Annotated in this window: 18 protein-coding genes; 6 read left to right on the forward strand and 12 right to left on the reverse strand. The window is 71.5% G+C overall.

From position 1 onward, the window contains the following. Positions 1–37: 37 nt before the first annotated feature. The 5 genes from F8R89_RS11610 to F8R89_RS11630 form a co-directional block, all read right to left on the reverse strand. Complete coding sequence (locus F8R89_RS11610; RefSeq protein ID WP_151783908.1) at positions 38–1012, reverse strand: SCO2521 family protein; 975 nt, start codon at positions 1010–1012, stop codon at positions 38–40. 1 nt (position 1013) lies between these two features. Beyond that, the gene (locus F8R89_RS11615; RefSeq protein ID WP_151783909.1) at positions 1014–1994 is read right to left on the reverse strand and encodes an SCO2522 family protein; all 981 of its coding nucleotides are present in this window, start codon (positions 1992–1994) and stop codon (positions 1014–1016) included. Then, positions 1991–2908, reverse strand: a complete 918-nt coding sequence (locus F8R89_RS11620; RefSeq protein ID WP_151783910.1) for an SCO2523 family variant P-loop protein — start codon at positions 2906–2908, stop codon at positions 1991–1993. The genes F8R89_RS11615 and F8R89_RS11620 overlap by 4 nt, the downstream gene beginning before the upstream one ends. A gap of 3 nt (positions 2909–2911) precedes the next feature. Next, positions 2912–4762: an SCO2524 family protein gene (locus tag F8R89_RS11625; RefSeq protein WP_151783911.1), complete on the reverse strand. Its 1851-nt coding sequence runs from the start codon at positions 4760–4762 to the stop codon at positions 2912–2914. 72 nt (positions 4763–4834) lie between these two features. Further along, positions 4835–5632 carry an SCO2525 family SAM-dependent methyltransferase gene (locus tag F8R89_RS11630; protein ID WP_225994369.1) on the reverse strand — a complete coding sequence of 266 codons (798 nt, stop codon included), beginning with the start codon at positions 5630–5632 and terminating at the stop codon, positions 4835–4837. Between the two features lie 181 nt (positions 5633–5813). Between F8R89_RS11630 and F8R89_RS11635 the strand changes: the two genes are divergently transcribed. Both F8R89_RS11635 and bla read left to right on the forward strand, forming a co-directional pair. Next, positions 5814–6347, forward strand: a complete 534-nt coding sequence (locus tag F8R89_RS11635) for a GNAT family N-acetyltransferase (protein WP_151783912.1) — start codon at positions 5814–5816, stop codon at positions 6345–6347. A gap of 94 nt (positions 6348–6441) precedes the next feature. After that, a complete protein-coding gene (gene bla / locus F8R89_RS11640; protein WP_151783913.1) occupies positions 6442–7338 on the forward strand; it encodes a class A beta-lactamase in 897 nt (298 codons plus the stop codon). A 716-nt stretch (positions 7339–8054) separates the two neighbouring features. Here bla and F8R89_RS11645 read toward each other — a convergent pair. Then, positions 8055–8492, reverse strand: coding sequence for a protein phosphatase (locus F8R89_RS11645; RefSeq protein ID WP_151783914.1), 438 nt, complete (start codon positions 8490–8492; stop codon positions 8055–8057). A gap of 81 nt (positions 8493–8573) precedes the next feature. Here F8R89_RS11645 and F8R89_RS11650 point away from each other — a divergent pair, with 81 nt between their 5' ends. Together F8R89_RS11650 and F8R89_RS11655 are read left to right on the forward strand one after the other, a co-directional pair. Further along, a complete protein-coding gene (locus F8R89_RS11650) occupies positions 8574–9098 on the forward strand; it encodes a SigE family RNA polymerase sigma factor (protein WP_151783915.1) in 525 nt (174 codons plus the stop codon). Next, positions 9095–10015 (forward strand): hypothetical protein, encoded by a 921-nt coding sequence (locus F8R89_RS11655; protein WP_151783916.1) that lies wholly within the window; start codon positions 9095–9097, stop codon positions 10013–10015. Before F8R89_RS11650 ends, F8R89_RS11655 begins: the two co-directional genes overlap by 4 nt. 60 nt (positions 10016–10075) lie before the next feature. Here the strand turns inward: F8R89_RS11655 and F8R89_RS11660 are convergent, their stop codons facing one another. From F8R89_RS11660 to leuA, 6 genes are all read right to left on the reverse strand, one after another. Continuing rightward, positions 10076–10591: a helix-turn-helix transcriptional regulator gene (locus F8R89_RS11660; RefSeq protein ID WP_151788079.1), complete on the reverse strand. Its 516-nt coding sequence runs from the start codon at positions 10589–10591 to the stop codon at positions 10076–10078. An 81-nt stretch (positions 10592–10672) separates the two neighbouring features. Then, positions 10673–13036 (reverse strand): ATP-binding cassette domain-containing protein, encoded by a 2364-nt coding sequence (locus F8R89_RS11665; RefSeq protein WP_151783917.1) that lies wholly within the window; start codon positions 13034–13036, stop codon positions 10673–10675. Positions 13037–13094: 58 nt separating this feature from the next. Beyond that, positions 13095–13505 (reverse strand): VOC family protein, encoded by a 411-nt coding sequence (locus F8R89_RS11670; RefSeq protein ID WP_055620961.1) that lies wholly within the window; start codon positions 13503–13505, stop codon positions 13095–13097. Between the two features lie 50 nt (positions 13506–13555). Continuing rightward, complete coding sequence (locus F8R89_RS11675) at positions 13556–17581, reverse strand: tetratricopeptide repeat protein (RefSeq protein WP_151783918.1); 4026 nt, start codon at positions 17579–17581, stop codon at positions 13556–13558. Positions 17582–17674: 93 nt separating this feature from the next. Beyond that, on the reverse strand, positions 17675–18373 hold the full coding sequence (locus F8R89_RS11680; protein WP_151783919.1) for a TerB family tellurite resistance protein: 699 nt from the start codon (positions 18371–18373) through the stop codon (positions 17675–17677). Positions 18374–18559: 186 nt separating this feature from the next. Further along, the gene (gene leuA, locus F8R89_RS11685; protein ID WP_151783920.1) at positions 18560–20281 is read right to left on the reverse strand and encodes a 2-isopropylmalate synthase; all 1722 of its coding nucleotides are present in this window, start codon (positions 20279–20281) and stop codon (positions 18560–18562) included. A 348-nt stretch (positions 20282–20629) separates the two neighbouring features. On the opposite strand from leuA, the gene F8R89_RS11695 reads away from it, so the two are divergent. Beyond that, a complete protein-coding gene (locus F8R89_RS11695) occupies positions 20630–21700 on the forward strand; it encodes a M4 family metallopeptidase (RefSeq protein WP_151783921.1) in 1071 nt (356 codons plus the stop codon). A gap of 20 nt (positions 21701–21720) precedes the next feature. Further along, entirely contained in the window at positions 21721–21987 is a 267-nt protein-coding gene (locus tag F8R89_RS11700; protein ID WP_151783922.1) for a protealysin inhibitor emfourin, read from the forward strand. Positions 21988–22019 lie beyond the last annotated feature (32 nt).

A 22019-nucleotide genomic window follows, 5' to 3' on the forward strand; every position in this document is an offset into this window, starting at 1 on the left:
CCCCCGTCGGGTTCCGGTTGTGCTGCGGTGACTCCCCTCAGCGCGCGTCGCTGAGCGCCTGCTGCGGCGCCGCCACGGCCTGCAGGGCCAGTCGGTCCCTGATGCGCCGGCTCAGGTTCTCCCACTGACGGGAGAATCCCGGCCGCTCCTCCAGTACGTCCCACAGATGGGCCAGCGCGGGGTCCACGTGGGCCCGCGGCATCCACAGATGCAGCAGGTGGACGACGACCGGTTGCAGGGTCTCGATCACGGGCGGACCGCCCGCCGCTCCGACCCTGCTGTTGTCCAGCATGTGCTGAACGGTCGTCAAAAGCCAGTCGTGCAGGGCCAGATCCTCGCAAAGACCGGCGGCGGAGACGGCCGGGACGTCGGCCGGGAGGCGCAGTTCCATCGTGCGCAGTCCGCCCTCGGCGAGCGTGAAACTCGTCAGCGAGGCCCGCTCCCCCGCCGGTCCCCGCCGGGCCACCCACCGCAGCCGGGTCGGGCTGGACTTGAACGGCACCCGGCGGTCCAGCAGCGCGTGCCGCCGCAGTTGGGCCAGCAGCCCCTCGGCGATCACCCCGAGGTCGAGCTCACCGCGTCCGGCGCCGCGCAGCACCCCGTCCGCGGTGGCCTGCTCGGGCAGCCTGCCGAACGGTTCGACGAGGCCCGGCCGCACCAGGTACTGCCCCCAGGGCCGGCGCAGGTCGGGTCCGGTGGCCGGCACGCTGAACCAGGCGGTCGCCTGCAGGAGCCGGCCCTCGGTCAACGCGGCGCGGGCGGCGACCGTGCCGACGCCCCGGACCTTGCTGCCGTTGGACGAGGGCAGCCGGCAGTCCACGCCGGTCAGCACCTCGGGTGACAGCGCGTGCATGGAGGGCCGCTCGGAGACCCGTACGGGTTCGTCGGCGCGGAGCCGGAGCAGTTGGGCGGCGGCCCGGATGTCGAGGGCCTGGAGCGACGGCAGCAGACAGGTGCGGACCTCGCCGCAGGCGAGGACCGAACGCGCCGGGTGGACCGGGGCCGCCGTCATCTCAGGTCTCCTCGGCCTCGGCGGAGTCGCCGGGCTCCTCGTAGAAGACGTAGGTGGCGCGCTGGGCGACGGCGGCGGGCACCGGCACCCCCTCGGCGGCGGACCGCTCGGCGACCTGCCGCAGCGCCCCCGCGTCGACGTCTATCTGGTCGAGGATCAGCCGTACGGCGTCCTCGACGGCGACGAAGCGGTTCGGCATGAGACTGCACGTCCGGTAGGCGCTGAACGCCGCGTTGGTGTCGCTGAGCTTGACCACCGGCGGCAGCCGGTCCCACTCCTGCGGGAAGTCCGCGCCCTCCCACACGGTGGGCACCAGGACCGGCTCGCCCAGGTGCCGCAGCAGGCCGAGCCGGGCGAGCTGCCACACGGCGGCGAGGAAGGGGCAGGACCACAGACGGCGGCCGTCCTTCTCCGACCACAGCTCGACGTCCATGAAGATGGAGTGGTTGCGGGCGGCGGTCTCCTGCGGCGGCTCCCAGCCCTTGACCGCGCCGAGGGCGCTGCGGGACGTCGAGGGGCTGCGCTCGCCGTTGGCCAGCCAGCCGGTGCGGCTGACGGGCGGGCGGGAGCCGTGGCTGCCGGGCGGCGGCGACTCGACCAGGCGGTGCATGACGGACTCGGCGAGCTCGATCCGGTCGGCGGTCGCGCAGGCCGACTCGCGGGCCAGGTAGTCGATGACCAGGCCCGCCTTCTCGGCCTCCTTGAGGATCATCGGGACGAGTTCGGCCGGGGTGGAGAAGCGGCTGAAGTAGTCGTCGATGAGGAAGCAGGTGCTGATGCGGGGGCGCTTGCCGCGCCGGGCGGCGGAGGCCCGTACGGCGTCCGCCCAGACGCGGACCTCCGCGAAGTGCTCGCCCAGCCGCTTGGGACCGGCCTCGTAGTCCTCCATGTAGAGGTGGCCGATCTCCAGGGAGAGATGGGCCAGCGGCACGGACTGGGTGCGCGGCTGGGCGGTGGTCTCCTGGAAGACGGCGTCGCTCATGCCGGCTCCCAGTACTTGTCGTCGGTCAGGCGTTCGGCGAGGCGGCTGAGGGCCTGCCAGGTCTCCTGGTTGGCGATCTGGCTGTCGAGCACGTCCTCGTCGGTGATGAGCTGCTCCCGCCACTGCAGGACCGGTTCGAGCGGCACGGACCCGAGGACCATGCTGTAGCCGATGCCGTGGGTGGAGGCGAGCTGCTTGAGGTCGCCGTCGGTCTTGCGCATCCACGCCGACTGGGTGGGCGAGACCTGGGACCACAGCGGCGACTCGGGGTCGGGTACGGCGGCCCGGACGAAGCGGATGGCGTTGCGCAGCTCCTCCTCGCCGTGGCCGCGTTCCACGCCGCCGGCGAGGATGCCGCGCTTGCCGAAGACCAGGCTCGCGGCGGCCGCGACATGCTGGCGGGTCCAGCGGTGGAAGACCAGCCAGCGGGCGGTGACCTCGCTCATCTCGGGCTGTGCGGTGGCCTCCAGGACCATGTCGACGGCGTAGGAGCGGCCGGCGCTGAGGTCGACGATGACCAGGTCGAACTCGTAGGAGAGGTTCATCAGGAGGTCGACGCAGCGGTGCAGGTTGTCCTCGCTGGTGGCGAACTCGCCGCCGCTGACGTCGCCGGGCATCAGCACCAGCCGGCCGGAGCCGGGCGGCGGGAAGCGCAGCACCTGGTGCTCGGTCTCGGCCCAGACGTCGATCCGGGCGGGTTCGCCGACCTCTCCTATCAGGTAGGCGTGCAGGCCGTGGTCCTCGGTGGCCTGGCGGGCGTCGGCCACGTCGAAGACGGCCGCCGCGGTCGGCGAGCCGAAGTCGAAGTCCAGGTAGCAGACGTCGTCACCGGCCATGGCGCGGTGGTAGGCCAGGTTGGCGCTCGTCACCGAGCGGCCGGTGCCCCCCTTGTCGGAGGCGGAGAAGATCAGCACGTCTCACACTCCCCGGTCCGCGGCCTCACGGGCGCGGGCGAGCGCGTCGAGCTGTCCGAGGACGTCGAGGGTGAGGGCGTACGCGGTGCCGGGCTGCTCCTCGACGAGGCTGCGGGCGCGGCGCAGCTTGACCTCGATGGTGCGCAGCTGCATGCCGTGCCGGCCGGCGTCGGCGGGGGCGGGCTCCATCTGCTCGTTGCCCAGCAGGTGGGCGGACTCGCTGAGCAGCGCCCGGGCCAGGTCGGTCAGTTCGTTGCTGCGGATCGGGGGCTGCCGGTACATGACGTTGGCCTGCACCATGACCTCGGTGACCCGCTCGGTGATGCTCCAGGACACCGGGACGCGCCGCTGGTGGATCTCGGCCTCCGGGTAGGCGGCGTGGATGTTGTCCCAGAGGCCGACGCCCTCGCCGTCGCGGATGCGCCGGCGCCACACGTGGTCGAAGACGTCCTCGGCGAGGCGGAGCAGCCGGTCGTGGGAGGCCAGGTTGCGGGAGAGGGTGCACAGCTGGACGGTCCGCTTGAGGAGCTGGGCGGAGAAGTCCGTCATGGCCCAGGTCATGGGCGGGCCGAGGCGTTCGCTGCCCTGGAGGGGCAGGGCGACGCCGACGTTGTGCAGTTCGTGGACGATCGGGTCGTCGCGGACCATGCGGCTGGTGATGCGCCCGCGTTCGGCGAGGCGCTCCATGACGCCGACGGTGCGGGTCAGGTCGTCGTCGGTGGCCCGGCGACGCATGAGGTCGTGCACGAGGATGGCGGCGACGGAGAGGGAGAAGTACTCGGACTCCAGTTTCTGTCCGGTCGTGCGCCAGGGGATGTCCTCCAGGGGCCAGCGGTCGGCGTCGAAGCGGGCGATGCCGGACCAGTACTGCTGGGTCAGCTCCCATCGCAGGCGCAGCGACTCGGCCAGTCTCTGCTGTTCGGTGTTGAGCAGGCCGAGGGTGAGGGTGCGGTCGGAGAACAGGTCCTGGATGCCGTCGAGGGCGACCACGGTGAAGTACAGGTACGGCACCGGGTTGGCGACGCCGTCGGGCTGCGGCCCGATGGGTTCGGTGGTCTCGACCTCGGGGGCGTCCTTGACCATGGTCCAGGAGAAGCCGCACTCGAAGAGCTGGTTCTCGTCCTTGAGGCCTTCCTGGACGTCGATGCCGAGGAACACGCTCTCGTTGATCGCCGCGCGCAGCGGACGGAAGCGCGTCTGGAACTTGTTCAGCACCTGGCGCTGCGACATCCGCTGCTGGCCGAGGAGTTCGGTGAGGGTGCGGCCCTGGGAGGACTCGGTGTCGAAGACGTTGACGACGAAGGAGCGCAGCAGGCTCACCATGGCGGCGGTGAGGCGGTTGCTGGTGGCGGTGCGCAGTTCGGCGATGGTCTCCCTGATGTCGCCGCGCCGGGTCCTGGTCTCGTAGACCTTGAGGAAACCGAGCAGGGCGAGGCACAGGGTGATCGACATGGAGTAGGAGTCGACCACGCCCACTTGGCGCTGTTCCTCGGTGAGTTCCCTCTTCTTGTCCGCGGAGCCGAAGTAGTAGCCGCCCGCGAAGGTGGGCCTCTTGTCCTCACCGGTGTGCGTCCGCATGAAATCGGCCGCGGCGGTCACGAGGTTGGCGGGGATGTCCAGGCGTCCTCCGGCCTTTTTCAGGACCTGCTGGACGTCCTCCTGTGTGGTGTCGGGATCGTCGAGCCGGAAGGCGGGGATCTCGGTGGCGGGATAGAGCAGGCAGAGCAGCCGCTCGGCGTCGGCGACGCTGCTCTCCTTGCCCCAGTCACCCCATTGCCACTCTCCCCCGTCGAAAGAGTGGCGGGCAATCGCCTGCCAGATGTCCAGCAGATGCTGGCGTGGCTTGATCTGCATCCCATGCCCCTCACACAGGCCGCACTGCCATCACTTGAGGAATACCGCTGTGCTGTTGTGAAGCCTCGTCGATCAGCCGACCGGAATGGCCGAATCCGAATTCGCGCGCCAGCCGTAGGCGACGATCATCCCCGAATATCCGTCGCGTACGGCTGCCGCGGATTCGAGTCGTTGGACCTTGAAGTCACCCGCGAATGCCTCGAGGCTCGCGCGCACCTCGGATTCTCCCACGTCACACGCCGGGAAGAAATGCTCTCCCGCGTGATAGCCCTTCGAATGTTCCATGAAGGCCGTGGCGAAGGGGGCGCCCGGGGCGAGGGCGCGCATGAATCTCTCGACGCCGAGCCGGAACTCGTCGTGCACGGCGGTCATCGACTCGGCGACGAAGAACATGGTGCCCACGGACCAGCGTCCCTCGTGCTGCCCGAGGTCGAAGATGTCGCCCTGCTCGACCCGGACGACCTTGCGGAAGCGCTCACGCGGGTCCATGTCCAGGGAGCGGTAGCAGTCCTTGCGGCAGAGGGCGGACCAGAAGGTGTCCCAGGTCTCGTCGTAGCCGTCGATCTGGCTCGTCAGATAGTCCACGTTGGACGCCGAGCGCTCGAAGAGGGTGATCTCGTCGCACCAGGGCAGCATCGCCAGGGCCGGGTACAGGTTCACCCCCGCTCCCACGTCGATCCCGCTGACCGGTCCGACGCCCTGCTTCCGGAAATGGTCGCCGAAATGGTCCCGGATGATGTGCAGGATCTCCGCGTCCTCCGCCTGTAAGGCGCGGTAATTGTGATCAAGGTAGGCGATCGAGTCGAATGCCGCGTCCCATGGCACATCGGCATTCATCACCTGGACGCCCCCCGACGATCTCTGGGTCATTCCACCAACGGTACCAAAAGGAGGCGCATCGGGAGCGCGTTGGGGCATAGGCACAGTGCGGTCTTGTCCAGCGGGAACGGCGCTGCTCAAGATGGGGCGGACCTCGGTGAGCACCTGAAACGGCGGGCAACGGGTACTCACCTGCACGAGTGACGGCATTCCATCACACAGGGGGCGGCTGATGGCGCTACCGGAGGAACGTTTCCCTTTCTCGGGACACCACACCGACCAGGCGTTCTTCGCCGACCGCGCCGAACGGCCCCTGACCATGCGGGGCGTCACCGAGGCCGATCTGCCCGAGCTGCTGCGCGTGGACCGGGAGGTCTTCCCCGAGGAGCCGTACCCGTACTTCGTCCTCCGGCAGCACATCGACGTCCACGGGGACCGCATCCTCGTCCTGGACGACGGGGAGTGCCTGCACGGCTACGTGCTGTTCGTGACCACCTCGGACGGCTATGTGTGCTGGGTCCTCAGCCTCGCCGTGAGCGCCGACCAGCGGGGCCGGGGCCTCGGCAAGCGGCTGATGCTGGAGGTGCTGCGGCAGCTGCGCCGGGAGCGGGTGCACGAGGTGCGGCTGACCGTGGAGCCGACGAACGCGGCGGCCATCACGCTGTACCGCACCCTGGGCTTCTCCACGGACGGCCGCGTGCACCGGGGTTACCTGGGGCCGGGTGAGGACCGGCTCATCATGGTGCTGGAGATGGGGCCGGGCTGAGAAGGGCCTCCGGGAACGAGGCGGAACCACGGGGCGGGCGGGCGGCGTCCATGATCAATAGATCGTCGACGTCCCTCGACCGAAGGAGAGCACGATTTCCTCCCCCACCCCCTCCCCCCTCAGCCGCCGCCGCGCCCTGCTCCTCACGGCGGGCACCGCTGCCGCGGCCCTGGCCGCCGGGCCGGCCCACGCCACCACCGGCGGTGACGTCCGGGCGCGGCTGCGCGAGCTGGAGCGCGGCCACGGCGCCCGGCTGGGCGTGTTCGCCCACAACGTGGCCACCGGCCGGACCGTGGCCCACCGCGCCGACGAACGCTTCCCGGTGTGCTCCCTGTTCAAGCCGCTCGCCGTCGCGGCGGTGCTGCGCGACCTGGACCGCGACGGCGAGGTCCTGGCCCGGCGGATCCACTACACCGAGGCCGACCTGGTGGACAACTCCGACGTCTCCCGGGCGCACCTGGAGACCGGCATGACGGTCGCCGAACTCGCGGACGCGGCCATCCGGTTCAGCGACAACACGGCCGGCAACCTGCTGCTCCGCCAGATCGGCGGCCCCACGGCGGTGACCCGTTTCGCGCGCTCGATCGGCGACCGGGTGACCCGGCTCGACCGCTGGGAGACCGAGCTGAACTCGGCAGAGCCGTGGCGGGTCACCGACACCACCAGCCCGCGCGCGATCGGCCGGAGTTACGCCCGGCTGCTCCTCGGCGACGCCCTCGACGCCCGCGACCGGGCCCGGCTGACGCACTGGATGCTGCACAACACCACCAGCGGCAACCGGTTCCGCGCGGTCCTGCCGCCGCCGTGGACGGTCGCCGACAAGACGGGCGGCGGCTCCTACGGCGCGAACAACGACGCCGGGATCGCCTGGACCGAGTCGGGCGTCCCACTCGTCCTCGCGGTCATGACGACCCGGCCCGAGCAGGACGCGGCATACGACCACGAACTGATCGCCGAGGCGACACGCCTGGTGGCGGACACACTCACCTGACCGGCCTGAGGCCCAGCAGATACACGCCGTAGGTGGGCGGCGGTGCCGCCGGGGCGGGGGGCGACGGGGGGCGTCCCCCGCAGGAGCCGCCGGGGCGGGGGGGGCGACGCGGGGGGCGTCCCCGCGGGACCCGCCGGGGCGGCAGGCCGGCGTCGCTCACCTGAACGTCCGCACGTACCGCCGCTGCCACGGCGTCTCCACCGCGTGGCGGTCGTGGCGCCGCCGCATAAGGCCTGCGGCCTCCCCGGCCGGCACGCCGTCCAGCAGCACGCGGCGGCGACGGTGGCGCCGGGCCGAACGGGCGGAGCACGACGCGCCGCCCCCGCACGAACCGCTGGGGCGGCAGGCGGGCGTCGCTCACCTGGACGTCCGCACGTACCGCCGCTGCCACGCCGTCCAGCAGCACGCGGGTTGCGAAGGAGCCGCCGCGCCGAGCATGCGCCGCAGGGCGCGCCCGCGCACCAGCCGCCCAGGCCGCAGACGGACGTCGCTCACCTGGACGTCCGCACATACCGCCACCGCCACGGCGCCTCCACGGCGCGCCAGTCGTGGTGCCGTGGCACGAACCCCCACGGCCCCCGGCCGACCGCCGCCAGCGCCGTGCGGGCGGCGGCCCAGCAGGCGGTCGCCGTACGTGGGCGGCGGTGCCGCCGGGGCGAGCGTGCGCCGCAGGGCGTGCCCCCGCACCGGCCACCCAAGCCGCAGCCGGACAGCGCTCACCTGAACGTCCGCACGTACCGCCGCTGCCACGGCGTCTCCACCGCGTGGCGGTCGTAGTGCCGGCGTACGAAGTGCACGGCCTCCTCGGGCGGGACGCCGTCCAGGGCCGCGAGGCAGGCCAGGGCCGTTCCCGTGCGGCCTCGGCCGCCGCCGCAGGCGATCTCGACGCGCTCGTGCGGGGCCCGTTCCCAGGCCGCCGCGAGCGTCGCGCGGGCGGCGGCCCGGTCGGTGGGGAGGCGGAAGTCGGGCCAGCGGATCCAGTCGGCCTCCCAGGCGACCTCGGGCGGCCTGCGGCCCAGCAGGTAGACGCCGTAGGTGGGCGGCGGTGCCGCCGGGTCGAGGGGGCGGCGCAGGGCGCGCCCCCGCACGAGCCGCCCGGACGGCAGCCTCAGCACCCCCGGATCGCCCTCGTGCCACTGCTTCGCGGTCTCCACCGTCCCATTCGAACCGGGCGGCGCGCGCCGGGCAACCGATTCCGGGGCGGTGGTGGTCTGTGGGGCGAGGGAGGGTGCTTGATGCAGGCCGAACCAGAGGCCCAGTTCCAGGAATTCGTCAGAGCGCGATGGTCGCACCTCGTGCGGACCGCGTATCTCCTCACAGGCGACGCGCACCACGCGGAGGACCTGACCCAGACGGCTCTGGCGAAGGCGTACCGCTCATGGCGGCGGGTGTCGCGCGCGGACAGCCCGGAGGCCTACGTCCGGAAGATGCTGGTCAGCTGCAACAGCGACCGGTTCCGCAAGCGGCGGGTCTCCGAGTCGCTGACCGACGCCCCGCCGGAACGCGCGGGACGCGACGAGGGCTACGCGGGGGTCGACGAGCGCGGTGCGCTGCTCGGCGCCCTGGCCCAACTGCCGCCCAGGCAGCGGGCGGTGGTGGTCATGCGGTACTGGGAGGACCTGTCCGAGACGGAGGTCGCCGATCTCCTCGGCTGCTCCGTGGGAACGGTCAAGAGCCAGGCGTCCAAGGGGCTGGCGAAGTTGCGTACGTATCCGGGGCTCGCCCGGAGGACCCCGTCCGGTCAGGGAGGCAACCGGTGAACGACGACGAGAAGCGGCAAGCGGCAAGCGATGAGCGGGAGTTCGAGGACGAACTGAGGGAGCTGCTCGCCGAGGACGCCTACACGATCCGGCCGTCCGCGGCCCCCTATCCGCAGATCCGGCGGCGGGGCGCGCTGGAGCGGCGGCGCCGGGTGGCGGTGGCGGGCGCGGCCCTTGCGACGCTGGCGGCGGTACCGGCGGCGGTGTACGGGCTGGGCGCCGGGAGCGCGCAGGGCAGCACGGCGGCGGCGCCGACGCCCTCGCGCACGGCCACGCCGTCGGCGCCCCCGACGCCGAGCGCCGAGCCGGACCGGGCGACGGCGGCCCTGTTCGACGGGATCACGTACCGGCAGGCCAGGGACGGGCTGGAGGACTGCCTTGACTCGGAGTTCACCCGTGACCGGCCCGGCCGCCCGGGGCTCGCCCCGCCGGACGCGTACGCGATCGTGCTGGCGATGCGCAGCACCGGCGACTCCAACACGGGCGGCGACGGCGTCTTCGTGGTCGCGGAGGCCGACGACGAGGAGCGGTCCTCGCTGATCTGCCGGCTCGAGGACGGGGTGACGCAGGGCATCACCGGGTTCCCCGACGAGAGCGACGAGATCGCGGACGCGGGCGCGGTGCTGGTGAACCCCAACAGCAACCGCCTCTTCAAGCAGACGGTCCTGGACCACGGCCGCTGGAAGCTGCCGTTCCGCTGGGCGGTGGTCGGCACGGCCAAGCCGTCGGTGGCGCGGGTGACCGTCTCCTACGGCGACTCCGGCGCGGAGGCCACCGTGCGCGACGGCCGGTTCGTCGCGTCCGGCGTGCTGAACGAGCAGGTCATGAGGGCCCCGCACATCAAGGGCTACGACGCCGGGGGCGAGCTGGTCTACGACTCCGACGACGACAAGTACTGGGAAAGCACCCTGCCGTAGGACGTACCGCGGAAGGAGGGGCCGGGGGCGCCGTGCCGGGGAGGGCGCCCCCGGCCCTCGTCACGTCGTGGCGCGGGCGCCCGCCGGTGCGGTGCCGTTGACCGCGGCGGCCAGGGAGAACGGCGCCTCCCGGTTCCGCATCGGCCGCGTCACCTGCTTGGCCACGCAGGACGGGATGCCGGCCACGGCGCCGGTCTCCTGCCGCCGGTAGGCGCTCGGCGACATGCCGACCAGCTCCGTGAAGCGGGTGCTGAAGGTGCCCAGGGAGGAGCAGCCGACCTCGAAGCAGACGTCGGTGACGCTGAGGTCGCCCCGGCGCAGCAGGGCCATCGCGCGCTCGATGCGCCGCGTCATCAGATAGCCGTAGGGCGATTCGCCGTAGGCGGCCTTGAACTCGCGGCTGAGGTGGCCGGCCGACATGTGGACGCCCCGGGCGAGGGCCTCCACGTCGAGCGGCTGCGCGTACTCCCGGTCCATCCGGTCGCGGACGCGGCGCAGCGCGACCAGGGTGCGCAGGCGCTGTTCGTCGGAGGTGGAGCGGTGGGTCGTCACCCTCCCATCCTGGCCGGGCACCATCGGGGACGTCCACTCCCGCAGCAGGCGGGAGCGGTACGTCAGCAGGGCCCTGGCCGGTGATCCGGTCAGGCACATCGGCGCTCAGCCTCCCACGTAGGCGGCGAGGTGCTCACCGGTGAGGGTGGAGCGGGCGGCGACCAGGTCGGCGGGGGTGCCCTCGAAGACGATCCGGCCGCCGTCGTGACCGGCGCCGGGCCCGAGGTCGATGATCCAGTCGGCGTGGGCCATGACGGCCTGGTGGTGCTCGATGACGATCACGGACTTGCCGGAGTCCACCAGCCGGTCGAGGAGGCCGAGCAGCTGCTCGACGTCGGCCAGGTGCAGACCGGTCGTCGGCTCGTCGAGGACGTAGACGCCGCCCTTGTCGGCCATGTGCACGGCCAGCTTGAGGCGCTGGCGCTCACCGCCGGACAGGGTGGTCAGCGGCTGGCCGAGGGTGAGGTAGCCCAGCCCGACGTCCGCGAGCCGCTGGACGATCCGGTGCGCGGCGGGGATACGGGCCTCGCCCTCGCGGAAGTACTCCTCGGCCTCGGTCACGGACATCGCGAGCACCTCGCTGATGTCCCGGCCGCCGAGGCGGTACTCCAGCACCGAGGCGTCGAACCGCTTGCCGCCGCAGTCCTCGCAGGTGGTGGCGACGCTCTGCATGATCGCCAGGTCGGTGTAGACGACGCCGGCGCCGTTGCAGGTGGGGCAGGCGCCCTCGGAGTTGGCGCTGAACAGGGCGGGCTTGACGCCGTTGGCCTTGGCGAACGCCTTGCGGACCGGCTCCAGCAGCCCGGTGTAGGTCGCGGGGTTGCTGCGGCGCGAGCCGCGGATCGGCGTCTGGTCGACGGAGACGACGCCCTCGGGTGCCGGGATCGAGCCGTGCACGAGGGAGGACTTGCCGGAGCCGGCGACTCCGGTGACGACGCAGAGCACGCCGAGCGGGATGTCGACGTCGACGTTCTGGAGGTTGTTGGCGGTGGCGCCGCGGATCTCCAGGGTGCCGGTGGGGGTGCGGACCGTGTCCTTGAGCTTGGCGCGGTCGTCCAGGTGCCGGCCGGTGACGGTGTCGGACTGCCGCAGGCCGTCGAGGGTGCCCTCGAAGCAGACGGTGCCGCCGGCCGTGCCCGCGCCGGGGCCGAGGTCGACGACGTGGTCGGCGATCGCGATGGTCTCCGGTTTGTGCTCCACGACGAGGACCGTGTTGCCCTTGTCCCGCAGCCGCAGCAGCAGGTTGTTCATGCGCTGGATGTCGTGGGGGTGCAGTCCGACGGTGGGCTCGTCGAAGACGTAGGTGACGTCGGTGAGCGAGGAGCCGAGGTGGCGGATCATCTTGGTGCGCTGCGCCTCGCCGCCCGAGAGCGTGCCGGAGGCCCGGTCCAGGGAGAGGTAGCCGAGGCCGATCTCCACGAACGAGTCGAGGGTGTGCCGGAGTTTGGCGAGCAGGGGCGCGACGGACGGCTCGTCGAGGCCGCGGACCCACTCGGCGAGGTCGCGGATCTCCATGGCGCAGGCGTCGGCGATGCTCCGCCCCTCGATCGTGGAGGAGCGGGCCTGCTCGCTGAGCCGGGTGCCGTCGCACTCGGGGCAGACGGCGAAGGTGACGGCGCGGTCCACGAAGGCGCGGATGTGCGGCTGCATCGACTCGCGGTCCTTGGACAGGAAGGACTTCTGCAGCTTGGGGATCAGGCCCTCGTAGGTCAGATTGACGCCGTTGATCTTGACCTTGGTGGGCTCCCGGTAGAGGAAGTCGTGCCGTTCCTTCTTGGTGTACTCGCGGATCGGCTTGTTCTTGTCGAAGAAGCCGGACTCGGTGATCACCCGCACGACCCACCCGTCTCCCGTGTAGGTGGGGATGGTGAAGGGATCCTCCGCGAGCGACTTGGAGTCGTCGTAGAGCTGGGTGAGGTCGATGTCGGAGACCCGGCCGCGGCCCTCGCAGTGGGTGCACATGCCGCCGGTGCGGCTGAAGGTGACCTTCTCGGTCTTCGTCCGGTCGGCGCCGCGGTCGACGGTGAGGCCGCCGCTCGCGGAGACGGAGGCCACGTTGAAGGAGTAGGCGGAGGGCGGCCCGATGTGCGGCTCGGCGAGCCGGCTGAAGAGGATGCGCAGCATCGCGTTGGCGTCGGTGGCGGTGCCGACGGTGGAGCGCGGGTCGGAGCCCATGCGCTGCTGGTCGACGGTGATGGCGGTGGTCAGTCCGTCGAGGACGTCGACCTCGGGCCGGGCCAGGTTCGGCATGAAGCCCTGGAGGAACGCGCTGTACGTCTCGTTGATCAGCCGCTGCGACTCGGCGGCGATGGTGTCGAACACCAGCGAGCTCTTGCCGGAGCCGGAGACGCCGGTGAACACCGTCAGCCGGCGCTTCGGGATCTCGATGCTGACGTCCTTCAGGTTGTTCTCCCGCGCCCCGTACACACGGATCAGATCGTGGCTGTCGGCGACGTGCGGCTCGGTCATCGTGAGGTCTCCATCTGCGGCTGGGTGAGGGAACGTCGTCCGGGGGTGCTCGGGCGGTTCAGCCCCTGGCCTGGATGCGGATGAGGTTCCCCGCGGGGTCGCGGAAGGCGCAGTCGCGGATGCCGTACGGCTGGTCGGTGGGTTCCTGCACGACCTCGGCGCCGGCGGCCTGCACCTTCTCGAAGGTCTCGTCGACGTCGGCGGTGGCCAGCAGCAGCCAGCCGTAGGTGCCCTTGGCCATCATCTCGGCGATGACCCGGCGCTCGTCGTCGGTGACGCCGGGGTCGGCGGCGGGCGGTGCGAGCAGCAGCGAGGTGTCGGGCTGCCCGGGCGGCCCCACGGTGATCCAGCGCATCGTGCCCTGCCCGACGTCGTTGCGGACCTCGAAGCCGAGGACGTCACGGTAGAAGGCCAGGGAGGCCTCCGGATCGTCGTGCGGGATGAAGCTGGCGTGAATGCTGATGTCCATGCCCGTCACGCTAGCGGCGGGCGGGGGGCGGCGCTTCTCGATTCCTGACCTCACGTTCGCGTGCGGTCCGCGTCCCTCCCGCCGCCCTGCGGTCCGGGCCGGCCGGCTGCCGCGGCCGCGTGTCCGGGCGTCCTCGTACCGAAGACGTCCCAGGCCGTGCGCAGGCGCCCGCTCGCCAGGGCGAGGAGAACCAGTCGGCGCCTCAGCCTGCGTACGTCGGGATGGTCGGCGCCGAGAACCCGGACACCGTCGGTGTGGACGCGAAGGGCCAGGTCGAGGGCGCGCCCGGGGTGGCCGGACCACAGGACCGCATAGGCGTGAAGGCCCCGTCGTTGCCACGTCACGATGTGATCGGCACCGTGCACGCGGGCGGTGTCCGTGACGAGTTCGGTGTAGGCCCGAACCGCCTTGCGGACACGTCCGCACAGACGGAGCGCCCATGCCTCTCCGCCCCGGGCGCCGAGCGTCTCGACGTGATCAGGACCGTAGATCCTCTCGTGCTCGACCACCACCCGTCGGTAGGCGGCAAGGGCCTTCCTCAGTCGGCCCGTGGCACGCAGGCTTCCCGCCACGCACCAGCGCTGGACCAGCACCTCCGGATGGTCCGGGCCGAAACGGGCCAGCATGCGCTCGAGCACACGCCGATGCACGGCGGCTGATCTCCACACGAGGCCCGCGGACCAGGAGGCCTGCCCCAACGCCCGCCACGCCGTGAGACTCTCGGAGCTGTCCTCCCCGGTCCGCGCGATCTCGAGGGCGAGGATCCGTCGCCGGACACCGAGCGCCTTGATCCGGCGGTTGACCCCGCGGTAGTCGTTGGCCAGGCCCCGCAGGAGATCGACGGTGTACGGATGATCAGGACCGAGGGTTCGGACATAGCCGGGATAGAGCGCCCGCCGCAGGTGGAGTGCCTGTCTGCGACGCCCTGAGCGGCGTACCGCGTCGGCGTACTCGGACCGCGCGACCAACGTCCAGTGGTGATCGTCGCCGTAGAACCGCGAGAAGTCCTCCACCGTCCGCTCCGTGGCCGCCAGCCACTCCTGGACGCGCTGGGCGCTGCCGTACGCGGCGGCCAGCCGTCGCCGCATGACGATCGTGTGCAGGTGTCCCGGTCCATGGCTCTGCTCCACCGTCGCCAGCGCGTCCTGGTAGCGGGCCAGAGCACTGTCGTAGTCGGCGAGCCACAACTCGGCCTGTCCGACCATCGCGGAGAGCCACGGGATGGAGGGAGCGTCGGCGCCCTGCTGCTCGATCCGTTCCCGCAGAACACGGGCCCGCAGGTCACGGGCTTCCTGGTTTCGGTTCGCGGTCAGGAGTACCCAGGCCGTCGCCTCGTCCAGACGGAAGAGCAACGGGTGCCGCCGGCCGAGGTGGTGTGCGATGTCCGACCGCGTTCTCCGCAGCAGGGCCAACGCCTCGTCGTGGGCGCGGATGCCGTTGAGCTCCGATGCGAGATCGATGCGGCGGCCCAGCGTCCACGGATGCCCTTCCCCGTGGATCCGCTCCGCGTCCCTCAGGACCCGACGTGCCAGATCGACCGCTTCGGTGTGCCGTCCGGCGTCGGCGCAGACGTCGGCGTACAGCCGCCGGGCACGAAGTGTGGCCGTCGAGTCGGTCCCCAGCAGCCGCTCGTAGTCAGTGAGGAGCTGTCTCGCCTCCTCGTACGCCTGCTGGTACTTCGACGCGCTGTGCAGGGTGCGGACCAACCGGCTGCGGGCGACCAGGACATCGGGGTGGTCCGGGCCGTTCGGCGCCGTCAGGTCGTCGATGGCGCGGCGCACTTCACGGAGCGCCTCGTCGTAGCGCTCCTGCCGCGCCAACGCCTCCGCCCATGTCGCCCGGACCGTCGCTATCTCGGCCGGAGCGTCACCGAAGAGGCGTTCCGCTTCGTCCAGCGCTTGCCGGGCCACTTCCAGGGCCTCGTCGTACAGACCCGCCGACAGGCAGGCGTCCGCCAGACGGTCTCTGATCCAGACCGTCTCGGACTCGTCCCTGCCTTCGCCGGACTCCCGCTCGACGAGCAGTCGCCGCAGCAGGTCCACGCCTTCGGAGGCGCGGCCGACCGAATCGTAGAAGTCTGCCAGGCGACTCAGCTCACCGGCGTTACGGACCGGGTCCACCGATTCGCCGGGCATCAGGCGCTCACGCAGGGACTCCGACACCGCCACGGCCTCGGTCAGCCGTCCTGCCTCGGCGTACACGTCCGCGAGGTCGGCCCGGGCTCGAAGGGTGTGGCTGTGGTCGGGGCCGGCGAGGCGCTCGAAGTCCATGACCAGGCGTTCGGTCATGGACACGGCCACGTCGAAGTGGCCCGCCGAACGATGTGCCTCAGCCAGGTCCGCACGAACGGTGAGTACCTGAGGTGAGTCAGGGCCCTCGGTCTCCTCGGTGAGTTCTAGGAGCCGCTGGAACGCCGAGACGGCCCCCTCGGCCCGTCCGTTCCCGTGCCGGATGTCCGCCAGCAGACGCAGGGCCTGGAGCACGGCCGCCGACCGGGGCTCTCCTCTCGACTCCGACCGCAGCAGCGTCTCCTCGGCGGCTTCCAGGGCCCGGGCGGATTCGCCGACCATGTCCAGGTACCGCGCCATCCAGTCCCGCAGGTCCACGAGGAGCGTGATGCAGGGCTCCGGCAGGCCGACGAGGTCGGGCACCACCGCACTCCACAACGCCTCTACCTGGCCGACAAGTTGACCTCCCTCTTCCTTCCTCTCCCATGCTTCATGCAGCGCGATCAGGTCCTCCGCGAGACACTCCCCGACCACCGTGGCCGTCTCCGCAAGCGCACCCGCCGCCCTGACCCGGTCGCGCAGCACCCGTCGGGTGAGGCGATGCAGCGCGATGCTGTCGGCACCCATCCGGTTCGCCAGCGATGCCTCGACCAACCGGCCGACCGCGCGCTCGACCGCCGTGCCCGAGTCATGACCGTGACGCAGGGCGACCGCGCGCAGCAGACCGCCGGGCACACCCGACGGCGACAGCAGAGCGAGGGCGTCCAGCAGGGGCCGGGCCAGACCCGTCTCGTCATGCGCTTCGGCCTGCTGGACGGAGAACAGCACGACCTCGGCCGTCCGATGGGGATACCGCTCGCCCGGGACCGCCGGCAGCAACTGCTCCACGGACATGGTCCGCAGCCGCTGCAGACAGCCCTCATATCCGATGTGCTCGCTCTTGATCACGGCTGCGGACTGCGCGAGGGCGACCGGCAGCCGGCCGAGCTCGTCACCGAGCGCACGCGCCCCTTCTTCGTCGTCGAGCCCGGTCCGCTCCCGCAGGAAGGCGAGCGTCTCACCGACGCTGAAGACCCCGACCTCCACCTGGCCGCCCGGAGCGAGGTTCTCGAATGCACGGGAGGTCGTGGTGACCACCACCTCCGCCCGGCCCGCCGTGGGCAGCCACTCGGCGACCTCGTCCGGTGCAACGGCGTTGTCGATGACCAGCAGGCACTGTTCCTCGGCACGGCCGATCCAGGTCAGCGCCGCACGCGCCGAGGTCTCGGCGTCCTCGCCCGGGTCGCGGACACCGAGCTGTGCAGCCAGCTCGGACAGTCCGGACACCAGCAGGCCGCGGGTCTCGCCGTTGATCCAGGCGACCACGGGCCACCCGTCCTCGATGCGACGACGCGCGTACGCGGCCGCGAGCTGGGTCTTGCCCACTCCCCTGGTCCCGGTCACCGTCCGGACGACCGCGAGGCGGTGATCCGCCGCGCTCGCGGCGAGTTCGGCGACGAGTTCGTCGCGAGGCTGGAAGCCGACGGGACGACGGGGCAGGTCCCCCATGCGCACCACGGGTCCGGCGGGCGCCGCGGCCCCATCGTCGGGTGCTGCCTGGAGGGCCGGCTCCGAGCGGCCCGTTCCGACGGGGGTGTCGGCAGTCTCGGCTCGGGGGGTGGCGAACCAGGTACTCCAGGCGGTGACCACGGCGGCGACAACGGAGCCGGCACCGATGCCCACAGAGGCACGGTCGCCCTCCTCCGTGGGCATCAGTGGCAGGGGAGCGGTGTAGAAGAGCGCGAAGACGGCTCCGAAGCCGAGGAGGGCCAGTCCGATGCCCATGGCCCAGCGCACTCCCGGCCGCATCGCGTCCCCCTTCGAGCACAGCCCTCCGACGGCACGATTGTCCGGTAGGGCGGGCAGCTCAGGAAGGCGGACCGAAGAATCGGCGGCCGAGGCTCAGGAGGGCGTTCGTGCCGCCGCCGCCAGCAGGCCCGCCACGTCGTCCGTGCACAGGGTGAGGGCGGCGCCGACCGTGGCGAGGGTGTCGCGTTCGGCGGGGGTGTAGGGGCCGTCGGCCAGGGCGATGCGGGCGCCCTGGAGGAGGATCGACTCGCGGCCGGCGGGGGCGAGGTGCGGGGCGAGCGGGTCCAGGGCCTCGTGGAGCTCTATGGCGAGCCCGGGGCCGCACGGCTCGGACAGGACCCGGCCGGTGTCGGCGGCCAGCGCGTCCACGAGGGCGCTGAGCTGTTCCTCGGTGCAGTCGTCGAAGCCGGCCGCGCGCACGGTGGCCGCGGCGGTCTCCAGGGCGGGGCGGGCGCCGGTGCCGCCCGCCGACAGCACCGCGAGGGCGACGGTGTGCACGGCGTCGCGGAGCATCGCGGAGAAGCGGGTGGTGGTCGGGTGGTCCAGGGCGTCGGTGCCGAAGTGGCGGCGGCAGGCGGCGCACTCGACGACGGGGCCGGTCTCGCCGCGTGGCAGCACGGGGACGCCGAGCAGGGTGAAGCGCCGGTGTCCGGTCAGCCGCTGGTAGTTGCGGTCGCCTCCGCACCCCGGGCAGAAGAACTCGCCGTCGCCGGCGGCCGTCCACACGGTGCGGGTGCCCACGAGGCGCGCAAGCCTGGCGGCACGGCCGTCTCGTCCCCGTCCTGGCAGCACGTCGCACCTCCGTAACGCCACGGCAACATCGCCGCGCTTGCGTGATGTTAGCCACATCCTGGACGTGGAGTCAGTACCCCGGACGAGACCTCTCCGTGACCTGCACGTTCTGCTGGCCGGAAATGGCCGTGGCCCCGCCCGCCGGAGCACGGCGGGCGGGGCCACGGTTCCCCGTGTGGGGGACGGTCAGCGGGCGGCCCGGTTGACGGCCGAGACGACCGCCTTCAGCGAGGCGCGGGTGGTGTTGGCGTCGATGCCGATGCCCCACAGCACCTGGCCGTCGATGGCGCACTCGATGTACGAGGCGGCCTGCGCGGAGGCGCCCTCGCTCATCGTGTGCTCCTGGTAGTCCAGCAGCCGCGCGTCGATGCCGACCTTCGCCAGGGCGTCGAAGAAGGCCGAGATCGGACCGTTGCCGCTGCCTTCCAGGATCGTGTCGGTGCCGTCGACGGTCGCCTCCACCTTGAGGGTGTCCACCCCGTCGGTGTCGGTCGTCGACTGGCCGTTCCTGACCTGCAGCCGGCCCCAGGGGTTCTCCGGGTTCGGCAGGTACTCGTCCTGGAAGGTCGCCCAGATGTCGGCGCCGGTGATCTCGCCGCCCTCGGCGTCCGTCTTCGCCTGGATGATCTTGGAGAACTCGATCTGCATCCGGCGCGGCAGGTCCAGCTTGTGGTCGTTCTTCAGGACGTAGGAGACACCGCCCTTGCCGGACTGCGAGTTGACGCGGATGACGGCCTCGTAGGAGCGGCCGACGTCCTTGGGGTCGATCGGCAGGTACGGGACGGCCCACTCGATGTCGTCGACGGTGACGCCCTTGGCCTTCGCGTCGGCCTCCATGGCGTCGAAGCCCTTCTTGATGGCGTCCTGGTGGGAGCCGGAGAAGGACGTGTAGACCAGGTCGCCCACGTACGGGTGGCGCGGGTGGACCTCCATCTGGTTGCAGTACTCCCACGTACGGCGGATCTCGTCGATGTCGGAGAAGTCGATCTGCGGGTCGACGCCCTGGGAGAACAGGTTCATGCCCAGGGTGACCAGGTCGACGTTGCCGGTGCGCTCGCCCTGCCCGAACAGGCAGCCCTCGACGCGGTCGGCGCCGGCCATCAGCGCCAGCTCGGCGGCGGCGACGGCGGTGCCGCGGTCGTTGTGCGGGTGGACGGACAGGCAGACGTACTCGCGGCGGGACAGGTTGCGGTGCATCCACTCGAAGCGGTCCGCGTGCGTGGACGGCGTCGAACGCTCCACGGTGGCGGGCAGGTTGAGGATGATCTCGCGGCCGGGGCCGGGCTGGTAGACGTCCATCACCGCCTCGCAGACCTCCAGCGCGAAGTCCAGCTCGGTGTCGGTGAAGATCTCGGGGCTGTACTGGTAGCCGAACTCGGTCTCGGGGCCCAGCAGCTTCTCGGCGTACTCCATCACCAGGCGGGTGCCGTCGACGGCGATCTGCTTGATGTCGTCCTTGGAGCCGCGGAAGACCACGCGGCGGAAGACGGGGGCGGTGGCGTTGTACAGGTGGACGGTGGCGCGCTTCGCGCCCTTCAGGGATTCCACCGTGCGCTCGATCAGGTCCTCGCGGGCCTGGGTCAGTACGGAGATGGTGACGTCGTCCGGGATGGCCTCGGGGTCCTCGATGATGGACCGTACGAAGTCGAAGTCCGTCTGGCCCGAGGCGGGGAAGCCGACCTCGATCTCCTTGTAGCCCATCCTGACCAGCTGGTCGAACATCCGGCGCTTGCGCTCGGGCGACATCGGGTCGATCAGGGCCTGGTTGCCGTCGCGCAGGTCGGTGGAGAGCCAGCGGGGAGCGGTGGTGACGCGCTGGTCCGGCCAGGTCCGGTCGGGGATGTCGACCTGCTCGTAGCGGCCGTACTTGTGGATCGGCATGGTGCTGGGCTGCTGGCGGTTCGCCATGTCTGCGGGGCTCCTCAGGATGTCCGGAAGGACGGCCGACGACGCAACGCGAAGCTCCGCGGGGAGGGAGTCGACCTGGACTACAGGCCCTCGCCGCGGCAGCTAAGAAGAAGCAGCCCGAAAAGCATGATGCGAAGCATGCTAGCCGAGCTCTCCGGTATGCGGCGGTCCATATCAGTATGCGGGACCGGGGACCTCGGAACAGCCCCGGGAGCCTGTGCGAAAAGCCACAATCCGGGCACCGGCGCATAACACAGAGCGACCACGGAGGGTGACCAGATCCGCTTATTTCACCAATCATGGTCGCTGCTAGTGACATCACCCCTACGCAGTGCCATGGTGCGGCACATGACCACCAACGGGGGCTTCGAGCCCGTCTTCTGCACCGTCGTGCCGCCGCACGTCCTCGACCGGCTGGCCCGGAACGACGACCCCGCGCTCTCCGGCCCGGCCCGCCGGACCCTGGTCCGCGACAGCGAGCTGCGCGGCAGGCGCCGGGTGACGACCGAGTTCGCGCTCGCGTCGGCGCCACTCGCCAAGGCGCCGTCGGACCAGCCGCTGCGCACCGTCTACGACGCCGGGCACGGCACCGCCCTGCCCGGCACGAAGGTCCGCGGCGAGGGGGACGCCCCCGGCCGGGACGCCACGGTCAACCGCGCCTACTCGGGGCTCGGCGCCACCTTCGAGCTGTTCCTGAAGGCGTACGGCCGGCACTCCATCGACGGCGACGGGCTGCCGCTGGACGCCACCGTCCACTACGACGAGGACTACAACAACGCCTTCTGGAACGGCGAGCAGATGGTGTTCGGCGACGGGGACGGCGAGATCTTCCTCGACTTCACCATCCCGATCGACGTCATCGGCCACGAACTCACCCACGGCGTCACCCAGTACACGGCCAACCTCACCTACTACGGGCAGCCGGGCGCGCTGAACGAGTCGATGTCCGACGTCTTCGGCGCCCTGATCAAGCAGTACACGCTCGGCCAGACCGCCGCCGAGGCCGACTGGCTGATCGGCGCGGGCCTGCTCGCCCCCGGCGTCACCGGCAAGGCGCTGCGCTCGATGAAGGAGCCGGGCAGCGCGTACGACGACGACGTCCTCGGCAAGGACCCGCAGCCCGCCACGATGGACGACTACGTCCGCACCGGCCGGGACAACGGCGGCGTCCACATCAACTCCGGCATCCCCAACCACGCCTTCTACCTGGCCGCCACCGCGCTCGGCGGGAACGCCTGGGAACGGGCGGGGCAGATCTGGTTCGACGTCCTCACCGGCGGCGAGCTGCCGGACCGGGCGATGTTCACCGACTTCGCGGCGCTCACCGTGAAGGCGGCGCGGGAGCGCTTCGGTGACGCCGGTGACGAGTTCCGGGCCGTCGCGAAGGCGTGGGAGCAGGTGGGGGTGCGGATCCCGTAGCGGCGTAATAGACAGGTCCCATGCGTATTCAGGTACGGCGCACGGGCGGGTTCGCGGGCATCGAGCGGCACGCGGAGGTGGACACCGCGGGGCGGCCGGACGCCGAGGAGTGGCACGCCCTGGCCGAGGGCGCCCTCGCGTCCGGCCGGGGCACCCCGCCCGCCGGGGTGCCGGACGGCTTCGGCTACGAGATCACCGTGGACGGCCGGACGGTGTACTGCGCCGACCCCCGGCTCACCGACGCGCAGCGCGCGCTCGTCTCCCGCGTGCTGAAGGAGGGCGCCTAGTACGGGGAACGGCCGGTTCCCGTCAGGGCGTT

Source organism: Streptomyces sp. SS1-1 (assembly GCF_008973465.1).
GTDB lineage: Bacteria > Actinomycetota > Actinomycetes > Streptomycetales > Streptomycetaceae > Streptomyces.